Below are 26,783 nucleotides of genomic sequence, written 5' to 3' on the forward strand. Positions count from 1 at the left end.
CACGCAGCCTGCTTGGCTGAACCGCCCTTCAGGCCAGTTCCTGCTGGGCGGCGCGATACACACCGGGCGTCATGCCCGTCCAATGGCGGAAAGCCCGGTGAAATGTCGCTGGCGAACTGAACTTCAATGCGTAAGCAATTTCAGCCAGCGACATATCTTTGCGCAGCAATTTGAAAATCGCCAAATCTCGGCGCAGCTCATCCTTGATCCCCTGAAACGACAGGCCTTCTTCTTGCAGCCTGCGTATCAGCGTGCGCGCCGACATATGCAATTTTCCGGATACATCCTGCAAGGTGTAGCCCAGGTCGGTATGCAAGATTTCCCGCACTTTCAGGCGCAAGGCATGCTCGTGATAGGAGGTAAAAATCCAGTCACGCGGCGCACGCTCCAGAAAGGCTCTGGCCTCAACCTGAGTGCGTTGTGGCCGTACCTGCCCCAACTCCACGCCAAACAAGATATGCGAGCACGGCGCATCAAAACTGACTGAAGCGGGAAACAGCACCGAATAGTCCGCCGCAAAAGCCGGTCTGGGAAATGCAAAGGCCACTTGCTGCACCGGCACCTCGCGCCCCATCAGCCAGGACACAATTCCGTGCGTCAGCTTCAGCATCAGTGCATGGCCGAAACGATGCACATAGGCGGTGGGATAACGCGGCACCAACTCAATGCCCAACTCTTTATCCGTGCGTATCAGATTCAGGCTGAAATCATCCAGCAGCAGATTCCAGAACTGGGTGAAACGGTACAAGGCCACATTGATGGATGGCGCATCCCGCACGGTGCGCACAATGTATTTCAAGGCCCCGGCCCGTATCGGCCGAGTCCAGAAACCCATCATCTCATCGCCCGTTTTCCTGGCGCTTTCCTGATACAGGCGCACCAGTTGATCCCGCGTCAAACGAGCGCCGGGCCGATCAATAAAGTCTTTCACGATGCCCGACTGCTTCAGGCAGTGATCCAGCACCTCTTCGGAGTAGCTGGTGCGCAGGCTGTGAAACCAGTCCTGAACCAGATCCAGCGCCACGGTGGCGGTATGGGCTGCATCAACGGGCACCGGGAGCGTGCCGGGCAAAGCATTCATTTCCTATGACCTCTCAAAGATTGTCACTTTTTGCATATTCGACGTCAGTATTCGCTATTGGGTAAGGTGCTAAACCATCCTATGCTGACACACATAATACAAGGAGACATCACCATGTTAGGCACTGGAAATATGATGCATATGCCCTTGCTCATCAGTTCAATTCTCACCCACGCCGTAGAGAATAACCCTGAGCAGGAGATTGTTACCGCTTTGGATAATGGCGAGCTTCATCGCTACAGCTATCTTGAATTTGCCCACCGGGTTCAGGATCTGGCCTTGGGACTGCGCCGCGAAGGCCTGCAGCCCGGCGAGCGCGTGGCAACTTTGGCATGGAACACCTACCGCCATCTGGAAATTTACTACGCCACCTCGGGCATCGGTCTGATCTGTCACACCGTGAACCCGCGTCTGACGCGCGAGCAAATTGCCTTCATCATCAATGATGCTCAAGACACGGTGATGTTCTACGACGAACATTTTGAAGAAATGGTCAGCTATCTGCGCGGCCAATGCCCCACCGTCAAGCAGTGGGTACGCATGGGCAGCCAGGCTCAGGGCCCCTTGGCCGATGAATACGAAAGCTGGCTGGGCAATGACAGCACGGGCTTTGAGTGGCCTGTGTTTGATGAAAATACCGCCAGCGGCCTGTGCTACACCTCCGGCACCACGGGCGATCCCAAAGGTGCCCTGTACACCCATCGCTCCACCCTCTTGCATGCCTACGCCTCGGCCCACCCGAACGCACTGTGCATTGCCAGCGCTGACGCCGTCATGCCTTTGGTCCCCATGTTTCACGTCAATGCCTGGGGCCTGCCTTACTCCGGCCTGATGTCCGGAGCCAAAATTGTTCTGCCCGGTGCAAATTTGCAAGGAGAGCGCATTTACTCCCTATGCGAACGCGCTGGCGTCACCTTGTCCGCCGGTGTACCCACCATCTGGAAAACCGTGCTGGACTATGCCAAAGCCAATGGCAAGCAGTTCACCACCCTGAGCCGCATCCTGATCGGCGGTTCCGCTTGCCCACCCAATATGATTGCCGCCTGGGCGGGCTACGGCATTACCGTGCGCCACGCCTGGGGCATGACTGAAACCTCGCCGCTGGGCACTGTTTGCCAATTGCTGCCCAAACACAGCGATCTGCCCGAAGCCCAGAAGCAGCACGTGCTGGCCTCGCAAGGCCGTGCCCTGTTCGGCGCACGCCTGAAAACTGTTGACGACGAAGGCAACACCTTGCCACGCGACGGCAAGAGCAGCGGCCACCTGCTGATCCAGGGCAACTGGATCATGGACCGCTATTACGGCAAACCCGATCTGGCCAGTGAAAACGGCTGGTTCCGCACAGGCGACGTGGGCTCCATCGACGCCGATGGCTACGTCTACATTACTGACCGCAGCAAGGATGTGATCAAGTCCGGTGGCGAATGGATCTCCTCGATCGAGATCGAGAACATCGCCATGGAAGAGCCTTTGGTTGAGCTGGCTGCCTGCATCGCCCAGGCCGACGACAAATGGGGAGAACGCCCCGTGCTGTTCGTAGTGCCACGCGAAGGCGCTGAGCTGGATGAGGCCCACATGCTGGAGCGCTATCAGGATCGCGTCACCCGCTGGTCCGTACCCGACAAAGTAATTTTCATCGACCAGATGCCGATGACGGCAACTGGAAAGATTCAAAAAATGGCACTGCGCAAAATGCTGGCGGATCAAGCCGACCCCAGCTGATTTGCACCACTGCCCTCGCATTTACGTAACACAAGGAGTTTTTATGGCCGCCCCTTTCCTGCTCACCACCGAGTTGGACAACATCGGAATTGTCACGCTGAACAAGGCGCACAAGCGCAACGCCCTGGATGAAGATGCCATTGCTGAAATTGATGCGTACTTCTCCAATATTCCCGAGCACATCCGGGTCATTCTGATGAAGGCAGAAGGCGACCATTTCTGCGCGGGCCTGGATCTGAAAGAACACCATGACAAGGAACGCGGCGCCGTGGATTTTCTGCGCGTCTGCCAAAGCTGGCACCGTGCTTTTGACAAGATCGAACACGGCGGCATCCCCGTCATTGCCTGCCTGCAAGGCGCGGTCGTGGGTGGGGGCCTGGAACTGGCTAGCGCAGCGCACATTCGCGTGGCCGACAGCAGCACCTTCTTTGCCCTGCCTGAAGGCACACGCGGCATCTTCACCGGCGGTGGCGCAACCGTTCGGACCGCAAAAATCATTTCTCCCAACCGCATGATCGAACTGATGCTGACAGGCCGCGTGCTCGATGCCGTGGAAGGAGAGCGACTGGGGCTGGCGCACTACGTGTGCAACAACGAAGCCAACCCCAAAACAGCCTATGAGCTGAGCCTGGAACTGGCCCAGCGCATTGCAGGCAATGCCATCTTGTCGAACTACGCCATTGTCAGCTCGATCAGCCGCATTGCCGATATGTCTGCCACCGATGGCCTCTTTGCCGAGGGCTTGATGGCAGCAGTAGTTCAAACCGGGCGGGACGTGCAGGAACGCTTGGGGGAGTTTGTTAATAAGAAAGCTCATAAAGTGAAGCCGACCAAATAATATCGGCCAGGCGGACATGGGCAGTAATCACAACAATACGGAGACAAAACCATGCTGTCGCATCAAGAGTTAAGCCGGCAACTAGCCGGGCTACAGGAATATGAGCAACTCAAGTCGCAGCGTCGGCGTCTGGCATTTGCCTGCGCCGGCATCTGCCTGGGGCTGACCGGCCTGTTTATCGTGACGGCCATTTTTTGGCCCGGCGTTCTAACCCATGACCTGGGCAGTGGAGGAGCTGTCAACAGTGGCATGGTGTACGGGGTAGGACTGATTTTTGTGTCCTGGTTATTAACAGGCGTGTACATCCACGTCGCCAACACGCGCTTTGATCCGCTTTGCGAACGTGTACTGGCAAAGGTGCGCCCATGAATACACAAGCGATTCTGATTTTTGCCGCCTTTGTGGTCGTGACCCTGGGCATCACCTACTGGGCCTCGTCGCGCACTCGTTCCAGCTCGGACTTTTACACCGCCGGGGGCGGTATTACCGGTACGCAAAATGGTCTGGCCATTGTGGGTGACTACATGTCCGCCGCGACCTTGCTGGGTATTTCGTCCCTGGCCTTTACCAACGGCTTTGACTCGCTGTTGTATGCGGTCTGCGCCTTCATGGGCTGGCCGGTCATCATGTTTCTGATTGCCGAGCGCCTGCGCAATCTGGGCCGCTACACCCTGAGCGACATCGTCTCGTACCGCCTGGATGAACGCAGCACTCGCATCTTTACCGCGATCAGCTCGCTGACCGTGGTGCTGTTCTACCTGATCGTGCAAATGGTCGGCGCAGGACAACTGGTGCAACTGCTGTTTGGCATCGACTACACCTATGCCGTGGTGGCCGTGGGCTTGCTCATGATGGTGTACGTCGTGGTGGGTGGCATGGTGGCAACCACCTGGGTACAAATCATCAAGGCTATCTTGATGATGGGTAATGGCTTCTTGATGGCTGGCCTGGCCCTGTACTACTTCAACTTCGACTTTTCCGCCCTGGTCAGTGCGGCGGCCGAACATCACCAGGCTGGCGCGGCCATGAAGGGTCCCTGGAAGCTGATGGCTGATCCATTCTCGGGCCTGTCTCTGGCAGTGTCACTGGTGTTTGGTATTGCCGGTCTGCCTCACATCATGATGCGTTTCTTCACGGTGCCTGATGCACGCGCTGCCCGTAAATCGGTCTTCGTGGCAACGGGTTTGATGGGCGTCTTCTTTGTGGTGATCTGCTTTCTGGGTCTGGCTGCCATGGCCATCCTGCCCAACTACCCCGAGTTCTATGTGGACGGCAAGGTAGGCGGCATGGTGCTGGGCGGCTCGAACATGCCCATCATGCACCTGGCAACGGCTTTGGGTGGCAACCTGCTGTTTGGTTTGCTGGCCGCCGTATCCTTTGCCACGATTCTGGCCGTGGTCAGTGGTTTGACCCTGGCCGGTGCCTCGGCAGTTGCACATGATCTGTACGCCAAAGTCATCCGCCGCGACGATGTCACACCCTCGCAAGCCATGCGCGTCAACCGTCTGGCTTCGATCGGCATTGGCATTGTCGCCATTTTCCTGGGCCTGCTGTTCCGTGACCAGAACGTGGCGTTCCTGGTTGCCCTGGCCTTCAGTATTGCCGCCTCGGCCAACTTCCCGGTCTTGCTGATGTCCATGTACTGGCGCGGCATGACCACTCGTGGTGCCATTTATGGCGGTTTGAGCGGCCTGCTTGTGGCCCTGGGCCTGGTGATTCTGTCGCCAGCCGTCTGGGTCCGCATTCTGGGCTTTTCCGAAGCCGTATTCCCTTACGACTTCCCCACCCTGATTTCCATGCCTTTGGCATTCTTCATGATTTACTTTGTATCGAAACTGGACAGCAGCCGCCGCGCCAGCGAAGACCGGGATGGCTTTGACGCCCAACAGGTCCGCGCTGAAACTGCAGTCGGTATTGCCGCTGTCTCTCACTAGATACTTGGTACTCTGGCGGTAGCCCAGCCCGACCGGGTTACCGCCCCTTGTTTTAATTCATCCCAGCAGGAGCATCACCATGACAGAGTTAAACACCCCCGAAATTGCTCACTACATCGGAGGTGGCCAGCAGGCTGGCGCCGGTACACGTACTCAACCGGTGTACAACCCGGCCACCGGCCAGGTCAGCGCCAAAGTCAAACTGGGTAGCCAGCAAGATATTGACGCCGCTGTGGCCAGCGCCCAGGCCGCTTTTCCCGCCTGGGCCGACACCCCACCGCTACGCCGCGCCCGTGTGCTGTTCAACTTTTTGTCCTTGCTCAACGAGAACAAGGAAAAGCTGGCAGCCATGATTACGGCCGAGCATGGCAAGGTTCTGTCCGATGCAATGGGCGAAGTCACCCGCGGTATTGAAATTGTGGAATTTGCTTGCGGCATTCCTCAACTGCTCAAAGGCGATTTCACCGAACAGGTCAGCACCAATATCGACAACTGGACCATGCGCCAGCCCTTGGGTGTGGTGGCCGGTATCACCCCGTTCAACTTTCCTGTCATGGTGCCCATGTGGATGTTCCCCGTTGCCATCGCGGCGGGTAACACCTTTGTGCTCAAGCCCAGCCCTATCGACCCCAGCCCCAGCCTGTTCATTGCCGAACTGCTGAAAAAAGCCGGTCTGCCCGATGGCGTGTTCAACGTGGTGCAAGGTGATAAAGACGCGGTTGAGGCGCTGGTCAATCACCAGGACGTGCAAGCCGTCTCCTTCGTGGGCTCCACCCCGATTGCCAACCGCATTTATGAAATGGGCGCCATCGGCGGCAAACGCGTGCAAGCCCTGGGCGGTGCCAAGAACCATCTGGTCGTCATGCCGGATGCCGACATCGACCTGACCGTGGACGCCCTGATCGGTGCCGCCTACGGCTCGGCTGGCGAGCGTTGCATGGCCATCTCGGTAGCCGTGCTGGTGGGTGACTCTGCTGATCGCATCCTGCCCAAGCTGGAAGAACGTACTCGCAGCCTGAAGATTCTGAATGGCACCAATGCCGCCGCCGAAATGGGCCCCATCGTGACACAGCAAGCGCGCGAGCGCATCAGCAGCTGCATCGACAAAGGTGTACAGGAAGGCGCCAAACTGTTGGTCGACGGTCGCGAATTTGACGGCGCCAAAGCCGGTGAAGGTTGCGAGAACGGCTTCTGGATGGGCGGCACCCTGTTCGATCACGTCACCCCTGACATGAGTGTGTATCAGGAAGAAATTTTTGGCCCTGTGCTGTGCTGCGTACGCGTACCGGATCTGGCCAGTGCCATTGAACTGATCAACAAGCACCAGTTCGGCAACGGCGTAGCGTGCTTTACCAGCGACGGTAACGTGGCCCGTGAATTTGGCCGCCGCATCCACGTGGGTATGGTTGGCATCAACGTGCCAATTCCAGTGCCAATGGCCTGGCACGGTTTTGGTGGCTGGAAGAAGAGCCTGTTTGGCGATATGCACGCTTACGGTGAAGAAGGCGTTCGCTTTTACACCCGCCAGAAATCCATCATGCAGCGCTGGCCTGAAAGCATCTCCAAGGGTGCGGAATTTGCCATGCCTACGTCCAAGTAAAAGTAGATTTGCCGGGCTGAATCGTCACTTTCAAAAAACGGCTCAGCTTGGTATATCGTTATAAGTCTGCTCACCCAGCAGGCTTATAAAACACGTTTCAAGAACAAAAAAACCGGGGCTCTAATTCAGAGCCCCGGTTTTTTTTAATGTTTGCGTGTACTTAGCGCTGACACCTGCTCAACTTAGTACATGCCGTGGAAAACCGCATCATCAGGACCGATGTGCGAAGGAGGATTCCAGGTCACATCGCGCATGGAATGCTGCACCAGCGTTTCCACACCCAGCAGCACAGCAAAAATCGCCATACGCACGGGAATACCATTATCAGCCTGACGGAAGATGGCCAGTCGAGGGTCGTGGTTCAGATCCACGCTCAAATCGTGGGCACCTTCACGGCTATCGCGTGGCAGTGGGTGCATCACGATCACATCGGGGCCGCAGCAGCGGTCGATAATGGCTTTATTGACCTGGAAGTCGGCCGTGAAGCTGCCGTCCTGCCCTTCTTCGAAGCGCTCTTTCTGCACGCGTGTAGCGTAAATTACATCCACACCAGGCAAGCCCTTTTCCAGGGACGTCGTCTGCTCGATGACGTGCTTACCTTGCTTAGCCACCTGCTCCACAATGTGCTCGGGCATTTCCAGGCCGGGGGGCGAGATCAGGGTGAATTTCAGGCCACGGTACATGCCCAGCAACTTGATCAGGGAGTGCACAGTACGGCCATACTTCAAGTCACCCACCAGAGCGATATGTGCACCATCCAGCAATTTGCCCAGACGGGAAAATTCAGTGCTGATGGTGTACAAATCCAGCAGCGCCTGGCTGGGGTGTTCACCCGCACCATCACCACCGTTCACCACAGGAATGTTGGTGGCACGCGCAAATTCCGCGACCGAACCTTGCTCAGGGTGACGAATCACCATGGCATCCACATAGCCGCTCATGACGCGGCTGGTGTCGTAAATGGATTCGCCTTTGGCCATGGAAGAAAAGGTAAAGCCAGTGGTATCGCACACGGAACCACCCAGGCGGCAGAAGGCCGAGCCGAAACTGACGCGAGTACGGGTAGAGGCTTCGAAAAACAGGTTACCCAGCACCGCCCCTTCCAGCACGCGCGACACTTTTTGACGGCGGGCGATGGGCTGCATGATATCGGCCAGACTGCACAGTTCTTCCACAGTTTCGCGGGTGAACTGGTCTACGGACAAGAGCTGATGCTTGCCGCCGGTAGCGATACGGTCACGCAAAGGACCGGACTGTGCGCTTTGCGCATACTTGCTCAGCAAGGCTTCGTTTTCCACGATTTCCGTGACAAAACGCTGCACCACTTCGGGCATGGCCCGCGACTCCAAAGAGCCTTCAGGCAGCAGCCAGGTATCCAGTGCACGACGCTTCACCCCAATACGTGCCGCAAAAACGTCACGAGTCAGGTTCAGGCGACGCATTGCATCACGCAAAAAAACTTGTTGGGAGACGGCCATATCAGCTCTCGCTTATGAAATATACGCAATGCGCACATTTTAAGACTGCGGCTGATAAAAAAGCGAGCAAGAATTGAGACTATTGCAGAAAATACAACGACACTCTACGCAGCAGGCTGGAATCGCTGCTGTCTGAACGTAGCGTTCAAGTAGAAGGCAAGCTAAGGATGTTGCCGATAAGGCGTCGTGTAGGGCTGGGCTTCGTCATTATTGGGAACGACAAAACCGTCATAGTCTTGCTGGCCGGAGGTAAGCCACTCGCTATGCTGGTAGGCAAAATCGGCCAGGCCCAAAGTACCCCATACGCCAATTACAAAAAGAGCTAGACTCAAGGCCAGAAAGAAGGCCGAACAGAAACCGGGTATCCAGGCCCAGCGTCGCCCTACTTTAGAGCTGTGCCACGCCAAGGTCCAGTGACTCCAGCACAAGGCCAGAAACGCCGAAACCAGCCCCATCAGAAAAACGAACAAGGGCAGACGCAAAAAAGCGGGGACGAAAACGGATCCAATTGCTCCGGTGCCCATCAACATGACGAACAGCAGCGCGGCCCCATGCAGGCCGACCAGAACCCGAAAAGAAAGAATATAAAAAGCGAGACTGCCTGGCGGGGTCACCATACCGACTTTCCTGTTAGTAACAAGAGCGGCGGGTTCGCACCCACCGCGTTTTTCAAAAAGCCGGGCATGGGTGAACCCAGGACCAGGACAGCATTCAGACGAGCAAGCAGCGCTTACTTCTTACCGTTGGTCTGGGTAGCCTGTGGACCGGCAATCGCGCGGGCAGCAGCCAAAGCGTTAGCTTCCGTACCAACCATGAAAATCAGACGGCCATCTTTAACGGGCGAACCGTAAGCAGGGGCAGCCAGCATGGTGTCACCCACGACCAAAGCCAGACGCTTTTTGGGGAACTGAGTGGTAACTTGCAGCAGACGCTGAGCAGCCTCTGGAGTCAGATCCAAAGCCAGCAAACCTTCTTTGCTGTCGTTGGTGCCGGCTTGCACGCCAACCAGATCCTCACGCACCACCACGGCACGCGGATTCACAAACAAGACACCATTAGGTTGCACGTCGACACGTGCCCAACCCGCTTGTTCCTGAGTATCAGCCAGGAAGATCTGTACAGGCGCAGCTTGCTGCTCGGCACCAGCTTGAGCCTGAGGCTGCTGAGCACCCGTCGCAGGCGTGGAGGGAGTGGTTTGCGTTGCGGCGCTGGAGGTGCCAGCTTTGTCGCTCGGCTTTTCTTGAACGGTTTGACAAGCGGCCAATGCGACCAGGCCAACAGGAGCCAAAATTCGAGCGAGTGTGCGTAAAGTCATCATAGTGAAGTTCCCCCCTCTCTTTACGAAGAATCAATAAGGATAGCAGTGTATCAGTCATGTAAAAGCGCAAGCGGTTAATCTTTGTTAAAGCTTGTCATTTGCGCACCCCTAATTTGTACGCTGACTTGATCCATTAGGCGACCTTGTTCGGTTTTCAATTCAATGCGCAGCGTTCCGGGTACCAATGGAATTCGCAGCTGCGCCCCTTTCCCTGCTTCTACTCCCTGCACCCACCATACCAAGGGCTCGGTAATCTGCCCTTGGGCCAACAACCGCAATTGCTGGTTTTGCGGTGGAATATCCGGGTCCAACGCAAAAATGGTGCCATTGACCGGCTCGCGGATACGGGCCGGGCCGGCATAGGCCAGATTCACATCACTTAATTCCACACGATCGGTCTGCGTGCCCTCAACAAAAAACTCTTCCCGGCCAGGCTCCATCGCGGGTACAAACTCAATCTGCCGCACCTGCACCTGGGCAGGCATGGCCGTTTGACGACCGGGGCGACGCTGGTTCAAGAGCGAAATCACCTCGTGCCAGATCGGGGCAGCCCCGCTGACACCTGATACATCTTGCATACTTTGACCAGCACTATTTCCCACCCAAACGCCAACGGTATAGTGCTCCGTCCAACCCAGGGCCCAGTTGTCACGCATGTCTTTACTGGTCCCGGTTTTAACCGCACTCCAAAATGGCGTACTCAAGGCACTGTCCAAACCAAAAGTCAGCACCCGGGCCTGACGATCCGACAACATATCGCCCACAATCCAGCTGGCACCCTCATCCATCACAGAATGAAAGGGAGCGGCTTGCTGATCCATACGTGTTTGCACGGCTTGCGTCTGGCCCAAATTGGCCAGTGCACGGTAAGCATTGGTCAGTTCCAGCAAGGTGACATCGGCGCTGCCCAAAGCCAGGCTATACCCATAGAAATCGCCATCCTGGCGCAGATTCAGGCCCAGTGCACGCAGGCGATCCACCAAGTTGGCAGGCCCCAGCATGGTCAGCACACGCACAGCAGGAATGTTCAGGGAAGAAGCCAGAGCATTGCGCGCACTGACCCAGCCCACAAACTGCTTGTCGTAGTTTTGCGGGATATACAGACCATTGCCGGTGGACAGATTCAGCGGTGAATCCTCCAGCAAGGATGCGGCGGTCAACAGGCGCTTTTCAATCGCCATCTCATACAAAAAGGGCTTGAGCGTGGAACCGGCTTGCCGCAAGGAACGGGCATGGTCTACCTCGGCCGCCTCGGACAGATCGCCACTGGAACCCACATAGGCCAGGACCTGTCCGCTATGGTTATCCAGCACCACCACCGCAGAATCCTGAACACGTGCGGTGCGCAGATCCAGCAAGTGGCGCCGCATACTGGCTTGCACTTGAGTTTGCAGGCGCGTATCCAAGGTCGTACGAATACTGTCACCGGCCTTGATTTCAGGATTCTGATCCAGAACCCAACGGGCAAAATGAGGGGCCAGTTGGGCTTGCCCCAAAGGGGCCTGTCCGGCCCGGCGCAAAGCCACCGGCACCAGATTACTTAATTCTCGACATAGTTCGACGCGTCCCATCTCTTGCAGGGTCGTACACGCCCGGCGCTCGACCATCAAGGCCGAGGCATTGGGGCCGCGCAGCAAAACTGCGGCAATGGCAGATTCGCGTGCATCCAGCGCAGCGGCCTGCTTTTGAAACAAGGTACGCGCCATCGCGTCCACCCCGACCAGCTCACCCCGAAAAGCCACCTGATTCAGATACGCTTCCAGAATTTCCGGCTTGGTCCAGGTGTCTTCCAGCGACTGGGCGGCCACCACCTGATCCAGCTTTTGCCAGACTGAGCGCCCACCTCGACCACCGATCAGATCCTGATCCATCAGGCCGGCCAGCTGCATGGTAATCGTAGAAGCACCGCGACTGCGTCCGGCAAACAGGCCATCCCACGCGGCAGAGCCCACTGATAACCAGTCCACCCCACCGTGAGATTCAAAACGGCGGTCTTCAGACACCAGGACCGCCATTTGCAAGGCCGGAGAAATTTGCTCCAGCGCGACCCAATCGCCGCGCCGTTGACGAAAGTCCAGACGGACTCGCTGGACAAGCTGGCCCTGACGATCCAGGACCTGCACATCGGACGATCGGTAAGCTTGCCGAACTTCCTTGTAGCTGGGCATGGCCTGCCCGGGACTGGCCCACAGGGCCAGTCCCAACACCAGCAGTCCTGCTTTAATTGGCTGGTGCATCCACAACTTCCAGAACTTGCTCGTTAGGCCAGACAGCAAACACGTCAGGCTCGTACAGGGCTTCAGCACGGCTGGCTGGCAGCACGAACTGACCCACTGTATTCAGACGTACCGTATAGCTGACTTCGGTCGTGCCTTCTTCAAAGCGCTCGTAGTAAGCACGGTAGCCATCAAAGCGGCGTTCGACAAAGCTGGGCCAATGACCGGACTGTTCTTCACCGGCCGTTGCCATGGCAGAGTCGCGACCCAGGCCGCTGCCCAGGATAGTGGCACCGGCAGGAATCGGATCCGACACCACCACCCAGCTTGCCTGACCTTGAGCCTTGACCTTGATCTTCACGCGCATGATGTCGCCACGACTCCATACACCGGGTTTGGCCTGCTCCACGGCTTCGATGTGACGCTCCATGCTCAAACCAGCCGCAATAGGCTTGGTCACGGGCACCGCAGCCAGGGAGCGAACTTCGATCCAGGCCTTGCCCTCACCCATTTGCTCAACGCTCAGGTTATCGGCCTGATCGCCGCGCCACGGCACATCAATCTTGGAAGAGCGCACACCCTGACCGTCAGGCTTGAGCATGTCCCAATCCACCACCTGGGCACTTTCCGAGCCCAGAATCACCATGGACTGACCGCTAGGGTTCTGTTCGTGATGACGGCTGAACTGTTCAATAGCCAAACTACCCAAGAGGTTTTCAGTGGTCATGCGCCATGCACCACGTTGCTGCTCCGCCAACAGACCTTGGGCCAGACGAGGCATGTCCTCGGTCCAGTCCGACATTTCATTGGCCAGCAGCATCAGGCGAGCCTGGTTGGTCACGCGGCTGGTCATGGCCCATGGGCTACCGTTAAGCGCGTCCTCACCAAAGACCAGACGGGTACCACGGCTGACCAGACGTGCCTGAATCAGATTCATGGCTTCTTTACGTGTCTGCTCGGCTTTCTTGATGCCCGGCAAACGCTGAGTCAGATCCACCCAGGCCAGCAGGATTTCAGTAGGCCAGCTTTGCAGGTTCAGTTCCACCGAATCCAGCATGTTGACGCGAGCACGGCCGTACTTGGCCAGCACGGCCGTCGCACGAATCACTTCGAGATCCCGCTCTTGGCGAGAGACCGTTTGCATGCTCGGGATACGACCATTCACCACGTTTTCCAGCGCTTGCAGCATCTCGTTGCGGAAGCCGTCCGGGATGGGGTAGTTCAGGCCCATGGATTCCGCAATGTAGCTGATATCCAGGATGTAGCTGGTCAACACGCGGCTACCCCACCCATAGCTACTGGGGAAGTAACGCAACAAACCATTCTCGTCCATATAAGACGGCATGCGCTGCATCAGGCCAGCCCACGCCTCTTCGGAACGCAGGCCCATGTAACGTGAGGCTTGCTGTTCAAAGCAACTGTAAGGATAGCGTTCAAACCAGGCACGCACTCCTTCCATACCGCCACCCAAGGAGGAACGGAACAACATTTGCAGACCACCTTGAACCACGCCTTGTTCGTTCTTCAAGGCACCGGCCGGTGCCTGCACCGACATGTTCAATGGCTCATCCATACCCACGGCAACCAGTGTTCCCTGCTGAACCGTAACCGGGGTCGCGGTAAAGACTTCCTGCTTGATTGCAAGGCTGTCTTTGGCAGCCTTGCCCGTGGCGCCGGACTGCTGAACTTCCTGTGCATCCACCGTCCACTCCATCTGGTGCGAATCGGCCGAACCACTGGACAGTGGAACCGACATGGGCCAGGAAACCACTTTAGCCGAGCCCGAAGCCAGCTCAACGGTTTGCTCTGGCAAGGCCGCCGAGGGCAAGCCTTTACCACGGTACTGCGCCTGCACCTTCACGGTCATGGCACGTGGGCTGCTGTTACGCAGCGTCACTTGGGCCTGGTAATCATCACCCTCACGAGCAATGGCTGGCAAACCGGAAATGATTTGCAGGTCTTGCGTTGTGACGATCTGAGCCGAACCACTACCAAAGCGGTCGCCCGCCAGATCGGCGACGGCCACAATCCGGTATTGGGTCAGGGAGTCTTTCAGCGGCACGGTCACCGTTGCGCGACCTTGTGCGTCCAGCTCCACATTGCCTTTCCACAGCAGCAAAGTATCCAGCAATTCGCGAGTGGGGCTCTTGCCACCGCCACCACCCGCTGCGACAGCCTTGCGACCATAGTGACGACGACCCACGATTTCAGATTGCGCCGTGGCGGTCTGCACGTTGTAGCCGCGCAAGGCACGCATGGCGTTGAGCAGGTTCCAGCTATTGTTCGGGCTCAGTTCCAGCAAGGCCTGATCCACAGCCGCCAAGGCCACGGACGCACCGGCTGCCGGTGTGCCATCGGACTTGAGGACCTGAATATCAACCTTGGCCTGCTCACGAATCGCGTACTGGCTGCGATCCGTCGTTACCTTCACATCCAGCGCATCTTGCTGGCTGCTGACTTCAATGCTGGCCAGACCAAAACGATAGCTAGGCTTGGACAAGTCCACGGTAGTTGTCGGGGCAACAAATTCACCACCGCCTTCCGAGTAGGCTTTGTACCAAGTCAGAGGCTGACTCCAGCCCCAGCTAAAGAAAGAGTACCAAGGCACTTCACGCAGACGGCCACGCAGAACCAGCACGGACACGTAAACGTTCGGCCCCCATTCGGGCTTGATCTCCACGCTGACGTTAGGGCTGTCGCCTTCCAGCTGAACCACTTGAGCCTGCAAGACACCTTCACGCTCCACCGACACCAGGGCCGTGGCCTCGCGGAACGGCATGCGCACCTGGAACTCGGCTGTCTCGCCAGGAGCCCAAACTTTCTTCGCAGGAATCACGTCGATACGGTCATCGTTCTGACCACCGAACCACAGGTAACCGGAGCCACTGACCCAGACGGTGCTGGCAGCAACGGACTCGCGGCCTTCGCCATCACGTGCAATGGCACTCAGCTCGACCTGACCGCCCTTCTCCAGTTTCACATCACACTGCACCAGACCCTGATCGTCGCTGCGACCTTCGCAGATCGTGCCCAGGTCTTCGCGCTGCTCCTGATTGTCGTAGCTGTAGAAGCCACCCACCATACGCTTGCGGATCGAGAAACGCTGCACATTGGCCGCCTCAATACGCACAGGCACGTTTTTCAGTGGCTTGCCGTCCGGGCTCACCGCGATAGCCGAGAGCTTGGTGGACGAACCGGCTGCCAACCAGCTACCTGCACGCAGACCCACCACCACATCGGCCGGCCATACGGATACAGTTTGGGTCAAGGTTTGAATTTCACCGTTCGGATCGGCAAAAGTGGCTTCTACCAGAAATTCGGAAGGACGATCCACCGCAGGCAACTCATCCAGCGTGGCACGCAAACCACCCTGTGCATCCAGCTGAAAGCGCTTCTTGTTCAGGAAAACACGGGAGTCCGAGACATCAGACTGTTCAACTTTCTCGGGAGGGACAAAGCTGAAATCGTCATAGGCGCTGAAGGACGTTCCTGCCGAGCGGACAACCGCCGACAACTGAACCGGCAAGTAATCAGCCGGGCCACCAGACAGGTACTGCAGCTGCAGGTCGGCCTGCAGTTCTTTGGGTTTGACCAGATAAGGACGATCCAGACCGTCACCCAGCTTGATACTGCCGCCCAACACAGGCAACTTGAACTGCTCTACGCGGAACTCGCCGAAGTTGAAGTACTGATCCTCGCCTTCGGTTCGCAAGCGATACACACCCAGCTCGGCGTCCTTGGGGATTTTCCAGTCGGTCAGAGCAAATACGCTGCCTGCCGCTGTCTTTTGCCACTTCAAGGGCAGCTCAATTCGCTTGCCGCTGCCATCGTGCTCGACAATCATGGTGTCGGGATAGCGAGCTGGAGCCTTGAAACCGTCACGCACGCGTTCGCGTACATAGTGTTTCATATGGGCCACTTCACCCGCACGGAACAGATTGCGATCCATCACAGTGTGAGCAATGGCCTCATCGCGACCGCCCCAGTTGTAAGGCACATTGAAGCGCCAAGGCTCGATACCCGAATTCCACTCGCTCAAGGCAAAGCTGAAATCATCTTTACCACGAGCCATGGGGTTGTTCTTGTCAATACGGGCCGTCACAAACAAACCGGACAAGCTGGTTTCCTGGCAGTAATCCGGGCTGGACACCGCCTGCGGGTGATGGAACATCCCATTCTCGTCTGTTTCACCTTGCAGCAGCTCTTCACCACGGCAGTTCATCACGCGAATTTTCGCGCCGGGCACGACTTTGGCATCATCCAGTGTCGTGACCCAGACCAGCAAATCGTCACCACCTTTCTTGATATGCACACCCAGGTTGGTCACCAGCACAGAGCTACGCACGTACATGGTACCGGCCGCCTCCAGCAAGGAAGCTCCCAGACGTGGAGAAGCGACTTCCAGCACATGGAAACCAGGCTCTTTCAGCGGCACGCCAATCATCTCAAAAGGACGCTCGCCTTTTTGATCCATGCCGGGCAAGTCCAGCTTCTTCAGATCCTTGCCTTGCAACAGGGGCTGGGCACGCAGATCCAGGTAGCCGTTCTCATTCAAAGGAGCGGTGACATGGAAGTCACTACCCATCATGGTCTTCAGATAGTCGGGGGTGACCGACCAGGAATAGTTCAGCTGGCGCAGACGGGAGAACCAGGTCAGAACTTCCTTGTCGTCCTTCACGGCAAGAGCCCCCACCTGACCGGCGGACACCAGCATTTGCTGAGTTGTCAGATTGGCTTCGACATTACGCAGGCTCAAGCCAATGGCTGGCGGATCGGAATCGTCCGATCCGTCACGATCCGCATGGCCGAAACGCTCCACAATCCCGAAAGGCTCCACCGCAAACTTCACCAGCGGCGGATAGGTCGTGGTGCTCATGCCGTTGCTCAGTACTTGCGGGTTCTTCAGGCGGCGACCTGCGTCGTCCGTCAGGCTGTCCGGAATCTTGACCGTCAGCTTGGCGTTTTCAGGGAAAGGACCCTCGAAACGCACGTACTGGCCAGGCCCACGATCCTGCCATGCCTCGTCGCTATCAGACTTGGGTTCCCAAACCTGCTTGCCGGCTTCCAAACGAATCTGGCTCAAGTACTCGTAAGCGACGGGCGCAGAGAACTGAACACCGAAGCTGCCAACCGGCGTGCAAGGCGCTTCTGCGCGCTCACGCATGCAAGTGAGCGAGGCGGTAAACTCGGGGCGCACGTTGTAATCGTAGGTATAGCGGTCCGTATTAGGGACGCCCTTGCGATTCTCAATCTGGGTCATGATGCCCGGCTCCAGCACCACCGACACGCTGGCATCCGCTGGCAGGGGACGTGCACACTGGACGGCCTGGTATCGGTCGTCTACCTCGTCCACATAGAACTCGGCGCGAACCATGGCGTCGCGCTCGGCACCCTCAATGGCTTTCAAGCCAATACGCTCGCCAATACCCTCTACCCGGCAATAGCCGTTCTTGACTAAAGAGGCGCTATTAACCGGCGCATTGAAGCTGAATAGAAAGACCTGGTCTTCATCAATAATGTTGTAATACGGGCGGTTGCTTTCCAGAATGGCGCCGCCTGAATTAAAACGATATTGAGCCGGTCCGCTAATCGCTTCATTATTGATGCTGCGAAAACTTTTGGACACGACGGCCGTACAACTCAAGCCTGGTCCTGGACGCTCGTCGAATTCATAAATCCAGCGGCGCGAATCAAGCCAACGGCCCTGACCGACTACCGAAGGATCATCACACTGCACCTGAACGGGTGCAGGCAATTGCGAATCCCCAAAATGAACTGCGGGTGTGGCAAAGGTGACTTTGACATCCCGCAAATCCGATGTCGCCCCTTGGGGCGAGAAACTGCTTATCGTAATGGCTTGGGCGCTACTGACACCCAGCAAGAACATCAAACCCAGCAAAGACTGGCGATGCATCGTTCTTCCCCTATGGAATGTGCTATTTTCGGCGCCAGTTTAATAGAAATCAGACCCTCTGAGCGTGTCTGAATAGCCCCGAAAGCGCATAAAGAATGCCACCAAGTGCAACAGAAAAAGACACCGGGCTTTAATTGTTCACGACACCCGTTTGTAGAAGCATTCATGGTATTTGAAAGAAAAAATTTCAAATGCGACCAATACCCTGCTTTTTTCCCCAAACTGGCGGCATCCACTACGATAAGAAACATAATTGCCCAGGCAGTCACTGGAAAAGCACGGTACTCGCCCCATATGCGTTAAGGCTTGCACGATCAATCCGCTTAGATTTCAGGACAGACACATGAGCACGATGACACTGCAGGAACTGGATAAAACCCGCGAGGAATGTCGCAAACTAATCAGTCGGCGCGCTCTGCTGTCAGCAGCGGCAGCCGTGGTGCCCATCCCTGGTGTGGATGTGGGTACGGATGTGGCGATTCTGATGAAAGTCATCCCCATCATCAATGCGCGCTTCGGCTTGACGGCCAACGATGTGGACGCCCTGAGCCCGGAGCTGAAAAAGCTGGTGGTCGTGGGGGGAACCAGTATGGGCCTGGGCATGGTGGGACGCGTGCTGACTACAGATCGCGTGGTCAATATTCTGGTGCGTCTGGGAGCGAAGAAACTGGCCGGGAAATACGGCGCCAAATATGTGCCTTTGATAGGCAGCGCCATTTCCGCTTCCATCAGCTTTGTAGTGCTGCGCAAAGTCGGCAACCAGCATATTGAAGAATGCTATGAAATTGCCCGTCGCCTGGCACTGGAGACACAAAGGAAGGAAGCCGTCCACACCATTGATGGCGGTGAGGAAGGCTTGATCCGCGAAATCAAGGGCTAAGCCCTTGATCCCGTTTAGGCCGCAGGAACCACGCCCGGCGTTTTGCTGCGGCCATTCAACATATAGTCCATCAGCTCGCGCACCGATTTCATGGCTTTGCCAAAAGGCAAGGCTTCCGAACTACGGAAGAACAGACCGCGCTGTACATCACCTTTCAGGGCATAGGCCAGCTGACGGTCAATGCAAAACTGACCATGGCGTTGCACGCCATCGCGCAAGCCGCAATGCGCCAGGCAGTCAAAACCTTCCGTGCAAGCACGCTCGCGTGCCACCGATTGCAGCTTTTGCTCTTTATGCAGGTAAGCATCCAGCCAGGGCGTACGCACGGCACGGGCAGGCAGTCCGGCCACGCTCATAAAGGTCACGATGTCCTTGGGCTCGGCATCCAGCAACACGCGCTTGAAGTTCTCATGCGCATCACCTTCTTCAGTGACGGCAAAGGCAGTGCCCATTTGCACACCATCTGCACCCCAATCCATTAATTGACGCAGTTGTTCAGGACGGTGAATCCCGCCTGCAGCGATCAAGGGAATACGCTCGGCCTCCAGGCCCAACTCGCGAAACAAGGCACGGCAGCCTTCCAGAACGCGCTGGAAAGCATATTCAGGTTTGTTCAAGGATTGGTCGTCGGCGGCCCCCAGGTGGCCTGCGGCAAAACGGGGATTTTCCAGAACGACTGCATCCGGCAAACGCTTGCGGCGCAGCCATTTCTTCACCAGTAAAGTGACGCCGCGCACATCCGACAAGATTGGAATCAAGGCAACTTTGGGATGATCCTGAACCAGCTCAGGCAAATCCAGCGGCAGGCCAGCGCCCACCACCACGGCATCTGCCCCGCTTTCGCAAGATTGACGCACATACTCGGGATACTGCGAGACAGCCTTCATGATATTGACGGCGATGCCACCGTTGCCACCCGAGCGCTCTCGCGCACGATTGATCTCGCGGTCCAGGGCCTGCAAATTGGCTGCATCGACCACGCCTTTTTCGACATCACCCTGGGTGCTGTCCATCAGGTCTTCGTGATGACGCCGTAAATCCACGCTGGAGATCGTCCCCAGCCCGCCCAATGCGGCCACAGTACCGGCCAGCCGGGACGCCGAAATACCGACTCCCATGCCGCCTTGAACAATAGGCAAAAGCAGTTTTCCCTTCAGGGACATGAGACGTAAATCCGTCTTTAGCACGATGTTGATACCTTAGGTTGATGCAAGAACCTGCCGGCCACGTCGGGACCAGAAACAGGGCAATAGAATCGTGGCCGTCTGCAAGGACGGCCACTGTGTTAAATCAGGCGGGAATAGCGGGCACCGCTTTCCTGGCTCAAGTACTTGTCGAACACCATGCTGTAGGCGCGCACAAATAAACGGCCTTTGGGCAGAACCTGGATGGATTGGGCATCGACTGTCAGCAAGCCAGCGTCGGCATAGCTGTTGAGCTCTTGCAGCTCGGCAGAGAAGTAGCTGGCAAAATCAATGCCGTAACGCGCTTCCAGACGCAAGATAGGCACTGGCATGCTGCACATCAAATGCATGATGACTTCCGCCCGCAGGCGATCATCCTGCTGCATCACAATACCCCGCTCGATAGGCAAACGCCCCCGGTCTATATCGGCGTAGTAATTGCGCAGGCTGCGGGCATTTTGCACATGCATGGTGCCCACCTGACCAATGGACGACACGCCAAAAGAGACCAGATCACAGGCTGCGCGGGTGGTGTAGCCCTGGAAGTTGCGGTGCAGGCTGCCGTCCAGACGGGCCAGATTCAGCTCGTCGGTCGGCAAGGCAAAGTGGTCCAGACCGATATAGACATAGCCTGCATCCAGCAGACGCTGCGAAGACATCAAGAACAGTTGCAGACGCTGATCGGCATCGGGCAGCTCTTCTTCATTGATTAAACGCTGAGCCTTGAAGCGTGTTGGCAAGTGCGCGTAGTTATACAGAGCGATGCGATCTGGTCGCAGTTGCACCAAGGAGTCAATGGTGATGGCAAAGCTTTCCAGGGTCTGCAAAGGCAGACCGTAGATCAGGTCCGTGTTGATGGACTGGAAACCGGCAGCCCGGCTTTCTTCAATGGCGCGTTTGACCATTTCGAAGGGCTGAATACGGTTGATTGCTTTTTGCACATTGGGGTCAAAATCCTGCACCCCGAAGCTGGTACGGTTAAAACCCAGAGCCGCCAAGTTCTGGAGCGTGCCTTCCGCCAAGGTACGCGGGTCGATCTCGATGCCCAGTTCGGCATCGTCCGTGAACGCGAACTGCTCCTTGAGCTTGGCCATCAAGCGGGCCAACTGTTCATTGTCCAGGAAAGTGGGCGAGCCGCCGCCCAAATGCAGTTGTTCGGTGCGCCGGTCTTCACCCATATATTGGGTGACCATATCAATTTCGCGCAGCAGGTAATCCAGGTACTGCTCGCTCTTGCTACGATCCTGAGTGATGATCTTGTTGCAGGCACAGAAGTAGCAAAGCGACTGACAAAACGGAATATGCAGGTAAACCGACAGAGGCGGATTACTGCTGCTCAAGGCGCGCCGCGATAATTCGTGAATATAAGGCTGAGCAGGAAAGTCCTGAAAAAAACGATCTGCAGTGGGATAGGAGGTATAGCGAGGCCCGGAACGATCAAAACGCCGGATCAGGGCTTCAGAGATTTCGATATCCGGCGCGGTGGGAGCGCTGGCATCCGATGCTTCCAGTGTTTGCGGCATAAAGGGTCCTCCTGCACGAGACCTGTTTCTTCTAGTCAAGCATTCATTGTGAGAGAAAACCTCAAGCATGCGCTTGACCTGCATCAAGGCCGCAATAACTAAAAAAACGCTTTTTTTATCGCTGTTGGGCTGAATTTAGCTTCATATATCGTATTATTAAGCGCTAGCCGCCTAAATTACCGCCTGTTGGAGTCAGATGTATTTGCTCGTGATCCTAGCTCTGCCGTTTATCGGTAGCTTGCTATCTTCCCTGATGCCCGCGAACTCTCGCAAACTCCAGGCATCTCTTGCAGGCGCTGTCGCCGTTACGTGCGCCTTACTCACTCTCTACGCCTATCCGGACATTGCTCGCGGAGAGGTGCTGGAGTCGTCACGCTCCTGGATACCCGCCCATGGCTTGACCTTCAAGCTGCGCATGGACGGCTATGCCTGGCTTTTCAGTATCATCATTACCGCCATGGGGGCCTTGATCGCCCTTTATGCGCACTATTACCTGTCCGCTCAGGATCCGGTCCGACGTTTTTTCTCCTTTCTGCAAGCCTTTATGGGCTCGATGCTGGGGGTGGTGCTGTCGGGCAATCTGATCCAGCTGGTCGTGTTCTGGGAGCTGACCAGTCTGTCCTCCTTCATGCTGATTGCCTACTGGTATCACCGCATGGATGCGCGACGGGGTGCGCGTATGTCGCTGATCATTACGGGAACCGGCGGTTTCTGCTTGCTGGCGGGCGTGCTCATGCTGGGCCAGGCTGCCGGCAGTTACGACCTGAGTGTGGTACTGGAGTCGGGCGAGCAGATTCGCAATCACCCCTGGTATACCGGGATGCTGATCCTGATTGCCTTGGGTGCACTCACTAAAAGCGCGCAGTTTCCCTTCCATATCTGGCTGCCTCACGCCATGGCTGCCCCCACACCTGTGTCCGCCTATTTGCACTCGGCCACCATGGTCAAGGCCGGGGTATTCCTGCTGGCGCGCCTGTGGCCTGCCCTGTCGGGCACCACGGAATGGGCTGTCATTATTGGCGGCGCTGGCCTGTGTTCCCTGACGCTGGGGGCTTATGTGGCCATGTTCCAGCGCGACATGAAAGGCGTACTGGCCTATTCCACCATCAGCCACCTGGGTCTGATTACCTTGCTGTTGGGCCTGAACAGCCCACTGGCTCTGGTCGCGGCGCTGTTTCACATGATGAATCACGCGACGTTCAAGGCCTCCCTGTTCATGGCTGCCGGTATCGTGGACCACGAGACCGGTACCCGTAACCTGAACCGGCTTTCCGGTTTGCGCCACGCCATGCCCTTGACTGCCACCTTGGCTACCGTTGCGGCGGCTGCCATGGCCGGTGTGCCCCTATTGAATGGCTTCATCTCCAAAGAAATGTTCTTTGCCGAGACCATTCTGGCCAGCAATGGCAACACCTGGGAATATGCTCTGCCCGTGGTGGCCGTAATTGCGGGCTCCTTCAGCGTGGCCTACTCCTTGCGCTTTATTGCACAGGTGTTTTTTGGCCCTGTCGCCAAGGACTTGCCCCGCGAGCCACACGAGCCGCCTCGCCGCATGTTGATCCCCAGCGCGATTCTGGTACTGACCTGTCTATTAGTCGGCATTATTCCCAGCCTGACTTTTGGCCCCTTCTTGCATACTGCGGCTAGCGCCATTCTGGGTACAGAAATGCCCCAGTACGACCTGGCCGTCTGGCATGGTTTCAACCTGCCCCTGATCATGAGTCTGGTCGCCACGGGCATGGGTGTGATCTTCGTTCTGATCATCAACCGCTTCTACAGGAACCGCCAAGGCCGTACGCCTTTGCTGACCCGTGCTGATGGCCGACGCTTCTTTGAGCTGGCCATGGAGTATCTGGAAGTGGCAGCCAACTGGGCCGTGGGCAAGCTTTACTCGCCACGCCTGCAGCGTCAGACCTTGCTGATTATTGTGGCCACAATCTGTGTTGCTGCCCTGCCTCTGGTTCGCGGCAACTGGTTCAAGTCCACTATTTCCACCCCCATCGACCCCTTCTTTGCCCTGATGTGGGCCGTCGGAATTGCCTGCGCGATTGGTGCGGCTCGTCAAGCCAAGTTCCACCGCCCGGCCTCCCTGCTGCTATCTGGTGGCGCTGGACTGGTTACCAGCCTGACCTTTGCCTGGCTTTCCGCCCCTGACCTGGCGCTGACCCAGTTGGCGGTGGAAGTGGTCACCGTTGTGCTGATTTTGCTGGGCCTGCGCTGGTTGCCGCAACGCGTCAGTGATATGCCTGGCGGCCAGGACAATAGTGGTCGCGCCCTTTTCCGCCGTAGCCGCGACTTGATTATTGCCATTCTGGCCGGTTGCGGTATTGCCGCTCTGGCCTACGCCATGATGACACGCCCTCACCCCAGCGGCATCTCGCCCTTCTTTGTCGAGAAGGCCCTGCCCCTGGGCGGTGGCGCGAACGTGGTGAACGTGATTCTGGTGGACTTCCGCGGCTTCGATACCTTTGGTGAAATCGTGGTGTTGGGCATTGTGGCCCTGACGGTCTTTGCGCTGCTGCGACGCTTCCGTCCACCCATCGAAGCCATCGCCCAGCCTCTGGCCCGTCGCCAGAACGTCAAGGACAGCCGCGAAGCCGTCTTTGTGGAACCGGACCCCAAGACACCGTTGCCAGAAGGCATTATGCAGATTCCAGCTGTCTTGCTGCGGCTGTTGCTGCCTATCTCCACGCTGATCGCCCTGTACTTCTTGCTGCGTGGGCACAACCTGCCCGGTGGCGGTTTTGTGGGCGGCCTGATCATGGCAACCGGCATTATCCTGCAATACATGGTTAGCGGCGTGGTGTGGATGGAGTCCCGCCCATTGATTCAGCCGCAAACCTGGATTGGCCTGGGTCTGCTGACAGCCGGTATAGCCGCCATGCTGGTCTGGGCCTTCAACAAGCCCTTCCTATCCGCCCAAAGTTGGGATCTGCATCTGCCCCTGGTGGGCGAAGTGCATACTTCCAGCGCGCTGATCTTTGACATTGGCGTATTCATGCTGGTGATTGGTTCCACCATCCTGATTCTGGTCGCGCTGGCCCACCAATCCCTACGTTTTTATCGCAAACTGCCGTCGCTGCAATCCGCCTCGAACGCTGCATCCGGGATGGAGAATAAATAATGGAAATCGTGCTTTCAATTGCGATTGGTGTGCTGGCGGGCTCGGGCGTCTGGCTCCTGCTGCGCCCGCGTACCTTTCAGGTCATCATGGGACTGGCCCTGGTCTCCTATGCCGTGAACCTGTTCATCTTTAGTATGGGGCGACTCAAAATCAGTGCTGCACCCGTGATCAATAGCAGCGAGCTGGGCGCCAGCTACGCCGATCCTTTGCCACAAGCACTGGTACTGACCGCAATTGTGATTGGTTTTGCCACTACCGCCTTGTTTCTGGTCGTCATTCTGGCCAACCGCGGCCTGAGCGGCACCGACCACGTTGATGGCCGCGAGGAAGACGATCTGTGAGTCTACTCAACCAACACTTGCCCGTATTGCCCGTTGCCATCCCCATGATGGCCGCGGCCCTGATGGTGATGCTGCGCGACAAGCGCCGTCACTACAAGCTGCTGATCGCTTTCAGCTCCTTATTGGCTCAACTGTTCTGCGCGGTCTACCTGCTGTTGCTGGCCGATGGCACACTGGATCCGATCTGGCCGCAGTCCGTCGGTGTGTACCTGCTCGGTGACTGGCCCGCTCCCTTCGGGATTGTGCTGGTCGTGGACCGGCTGGCCGCCTTCTTGCTGGTGCTGACCAATGTGCTGGCCTTTTGCTGCTGGTTCTATTCGCTAGCACGCTGGGATCGCGTGGGGGTGCATTTCCACTCCTTGTTCCAGCTGCTCTTGATGGGCCTGAACGGCGCGTTCCTGACCGGCGACCTGTTCAACCTGTTTGTGTTCTTTGAGGTTCTGTTGGCAGCATCCTATGGTCTGATGCTGCACGGTTCGGGCGCGGCCCGCGTCAGTGCCGGCCTGCATTACATTGCCGTCAACCTGATCTCCTCCTTCTTGCTGCTGATTGCCATCGCCTTGGTCTACGGTGTCACCGGCACCCTGAACATGGCTGATCTGGCTCTGCGTGCTGGCTCCATGCCGGATTCGGATCGTCTGGTATTTGAATCGGCCATGGCCATTCTGGGGATTGCCTTTCTGATCAAGGCCGCCGCCTGGCCCTTGAACTTGTGGCTACCCAATGCCTATGGCAATGCCAGTGCACCGGTCGCTGCCATGTTTGCGATCATGACCAAAGTGGGTATTTACGCACTGCTGCGTATCGGCTCCTTGCTACTGCCTACGGGGGCACCTGCCGCCTTTGGCGTGGCCTGGATGTTCCCCGCCGGGATCGCCACGCTGGCCTTCGGCGCTATTGGTGTCATGGCCGCACAGCAACCCGAACGACTGGCCAGTTATTGCATCATCGTGTCCTCCGGCACCTTGCTGGCTGCCTTAGGCATGCCCGGCGTCATCCTGACCGGCCCTGCCCTGTACTACATGCTCAGCAGCGTTCTGGCCTTGGGTGCTTTCTTCCTGCTGCTGGAACTGGTTAGCCGTACCAAACCTTTTGGTGCCGACCTGCTGGCCGTCAGTCAGGAGGTCTTTGATCTGGACGACCCGGAGTCCGAAGACAATAGCGATGACGTGGTAGGTGTGGCTATCCCTGGCGTGATGGTGTTCCTGGGCATGTCCTTTATTGCCTGCGCCTTGCTGATTGTGGGCCTGCCACCGCTGTCCGGTTTTGTGGCCAAACTGTCCTTGCTGACAGCCGCGCTGAAAGCCTCGGGCCAATCGCCAGAACCTCTAAACGCCTGGATTCTGACCGCTGCCGTGCTGATTTCCGGCGTAGCCGGTTTGATCGCCATGGTACGTGTGGGCATTCGTCTGTTCTGGAGCAATAGTTCCCTGACGATTCCCCGCCTGAAGCTGATCGAAGCTGCTCCCATTGCCAGCATTATTGTGGCTTGCGGGATCTTGAGCTGGTATGCCGGCCCGATCACCACCTACCTGGAACAAACAGCCCAGCAACTGGACGAACCCCGTATTTATATAGGGTCCGTCCTGCGGCAGAACCCGCTACGTTCTGTTCAAGCGGAGTGATTCTG

The 26,783-nt window shown here is 57.2% G+C and carries 17 protein-coding genes; 9 read left to right on the top strand and 8 right to left on the bottom strand.

The genetic code is table 11. The annotated features are described in order from the left end of the window. Positions 1-28 precede the first annotated feature (28 nt). The gene (locus NIZ92_RS11190; protein ID WP_080748095.1) at positions 29-1,081 is read right to left on the bottom strand and encodes an AraC family transcriptional regulator; all 1,053 of its coding nucleotides are present in this window, start codon (positions 1,079-1,081) and stop codon (positions 29-31) included. A 114-nt stretch (positions 1,082-1,195) separates the two neighbouring features. Between NIZ92_RS11190 and NIZ92_RS11195 the strand changes: the two genes are divergently transcribed. The 5 genes from NIZ92_RS11195 to NIZ92_RS11215 all read left to right on the top strand — a co-directional run bounded on the left by NIZ92_RS11195 (position 1,196) and on the right by NIZ92_RS11215 (position 7,175). Continuing rightward, entirely contained in the window at positions 1,196-2,803 is a 1,608-nt protein-coding gene (locus NIZ92_RS11195) for a long-chain-fatty-acid--CoA ligase (protein WP_035272849.1), read from the top strand. A gap of 43 nt (positions 2,804-2,846) precedes the next feature. Further along, complete coding sequence (locus tag NIZ92_RS11200) at positions 2,847-3,641, top strand: crotonase/enoyl-CoA hydratase family protein (RefSeq protein WP_009461766.1); 795 nt, start codon at positions 2,847-2,849, stop codon at positions 3,639-3,641. A gap of 51 nt (positions 3,642-3,692) precedes the next feature. After that, positions 3,693-4,010, top strand: a complete 318-nt coding sequence (locus tag NIZ92_RS11205) for a DUF485 domain-containing protein (protein WP_026483405.1) — start codon at positions 3,693-3,695, stop codon at positions 4,008-4,010. Beyond that, positions 4,007-5,575, top strand: a complete 1,569-nt coding sequence (actP, locus tag NIZ92_RS11210; protein WP_009461764.1) for a cation/acetate symporter ActP — start codon at positions 4,007-4,009, stop codon at positions 5,573-5,575. Before NIZ92_RS11205 ends, actP begins: the two co-directional genes overlap by 4 nt. A 79-nt stretch (positions 5,576-5,654) precedes the next feature. Next, positions 5,655-7,175, top strand: coding sequence for a CoA-acylating methylmalonate-semialdehyde dehydrogenase (locus NIZ92_RS11215; RefSeq protein ID WP_254001936.1), 1,521 nt, complete (start codon positions 5,655-5,657; stop codon positions 7,173-7,175). Positions 7,176-7,357: 182 nt separating this feature from the next. Here NIZ92_RS11215 and NIZ92_RS11220 read toward each other — a convergent pair whose 3' ends face one another. The 5 genes from NIZ92_RS11220 to NIZ92_RS11240 all read right to left on the bottom strand — a co-directional run bounded on the left by NIZ92_RS11220 (position 7,358) and on the right by NIZ92_RS11240 (position 18,101). Continuing rightward, a complete protein-coding gene (locus NIZ92_RS11220; RefSeq protein ID WP_026483408.1) occupies positions 7,358-8,653 on the bottom strand; it encodes an aspartate carbamoyltransferase in 1,296 nt (431 codons plus the stop codon). A gap of 161 nt (positions 8,654-8,814) precedes the next feature. Continuing rightward, a complete protein-coding gene (locus NIZ92_RS11225; protein WP_181900162.1) occupies positions 8,815-9,270 on the bottom strand; it encodes a hypothetical protein in 456 nt (151 codons plus the stop codon). A gap of 113 nt (positions 9,271-9,383) precedes the next feature. Further along, on the bottom strand, positions 9,384-9,971 hold the full coding sequence (locus NIZ92_RS11230) for a hypothetical protein (RefSeq protein ID WP_009461761.1): 588 nt from the start codon (positions 9,969-9,971) through the stop codon (positions 9,384-9,386). A gap of 74 nt (positions 9,972-10,045) precedes the next feature. Next, positions 10,046-12,208, bottom strand: a complete 2,163-nt coding sequence (pbpC, locus tag NIZ92_RS11235) for a penicillin-binding protein 1C (RefSeq protein WP_254001937.1) — start codon at positions 12,206-12,208, stop codon at positions 10,046-10,048. Continuing rightward, complete coding sequence (locus NIZ92_RS11240) at positions 12,192-18,101, bottom strand: alpha-2-macroglobulin (RefSeq protein WP_254001938.1); 5,910 nt, start codon at positions 18,099-18,101, stop codon at positions 12,192-12,194. Before NIZ92_RS11240 ends, pbpC begins: the two co-directional genes overlap by 17 nt. Before the next feature lie 343 nt (positions 18,102-18,444). Here NIZ92_RS11240 and NIZ92_RS11245 point away from each other — a divergent pair, with 343 nt between their 5' ends. Then, complete coding sequence (locus tag NIZ92_RS11245; protein WP_009461759.1) at positions 18,445-18,981, top strand: hypothetical protein; 537 nt, start codon at positions 18,445-18,447, stop codon at positions 18,979-18,981. A gap of 14 nt (positions 18,982-18,995) precedes the next feature. Here the strand turns inward: NIZ92_RS11245 and NIZ92_RS11250 are convergent, their stop codons facing one another. Continuing rightward, complete coding sequence (locus NIZ92_RS11250) at positions 18,996-20,144, bottom strand: nitronate monooxygenase family protein (RefSeq protein WP_021446508.1); 1,149 nt, start codon at positions 20,142-20,144, stop codon at positions 18,996-18,998. 122 nt (positions 20,145-20,266) lie between these two features. Next, entirely contained in the window at positions 20,267-21,688 is a 1,422-nt protein-coding gene (gene hemN, locus NIZ92_RS11255) for an oxygen-independent coproporphyrinogen III oxidase (protein WP_021446507.1), read from the bottom strand. Between the two features lie 196 nt (positions 21,689-21,884). Here hemN and NIZ92_RS11260 point away from each other — a divergent pair, with 196 nt between their 5' ends. From NIZ92_RS11260 to NIZ92_RS11270, 3 genes are read left to right on the top strand one after another with little or no spacing between them, the layout of a single operon-like run. Further along, positions 21,885-24,812 carry a monovalent cation/H+ antiporter subunit A gene (locus NIZ92_RS11260; protein WP_254001939.1) on the top strand — a complete coding sequence of 976 codons (2,928 nt, stop codon included), beginning with the start codon at positions 21,885-21,887 and terminating at the stop codon, positions 24,810-24,812. After that, positions 24,812-25,153: a Na+/H+ antiporter subunit C gene (locus NIZ92_RS11265; protein WP_035272858.1), complete on the top strand. Its 342-nt coding sequence runs from the start codon at positions 24,812-24,814 to the stop codon at positions 25,151-25,153. The genes NIZ92_RS11260 and NIZ92_RS11265 overlap by 1 nt, the downstream gene beginning before the upstream one ends. A 44-nt stretch (positions 25,154-25,197) precedes the next feature. Beyond that, a complete protein-coding gene (locus NIZ92_RS11270; RefSeq protein WP_235332520.1) occupies positions 25,198-26,778 on the top strand; it encodes a monovalent cation/H+ antiporter subunit D in 1,581 nt (526 codons plus the stop codon). Positions 26,779-26,783: the final 5 nt, after the last annotated feature.

It is taken from the genome of Alcaligenes sp. 1735tsa3 (assembly GCF_024134565.1).
Lineage (GTDB): Bacteria > Pseudomonadota > Gammaproteobacteria > Burkholderiales > Burkholderiaceae_B > Alcaligenes > Alcaligenes phenolicus.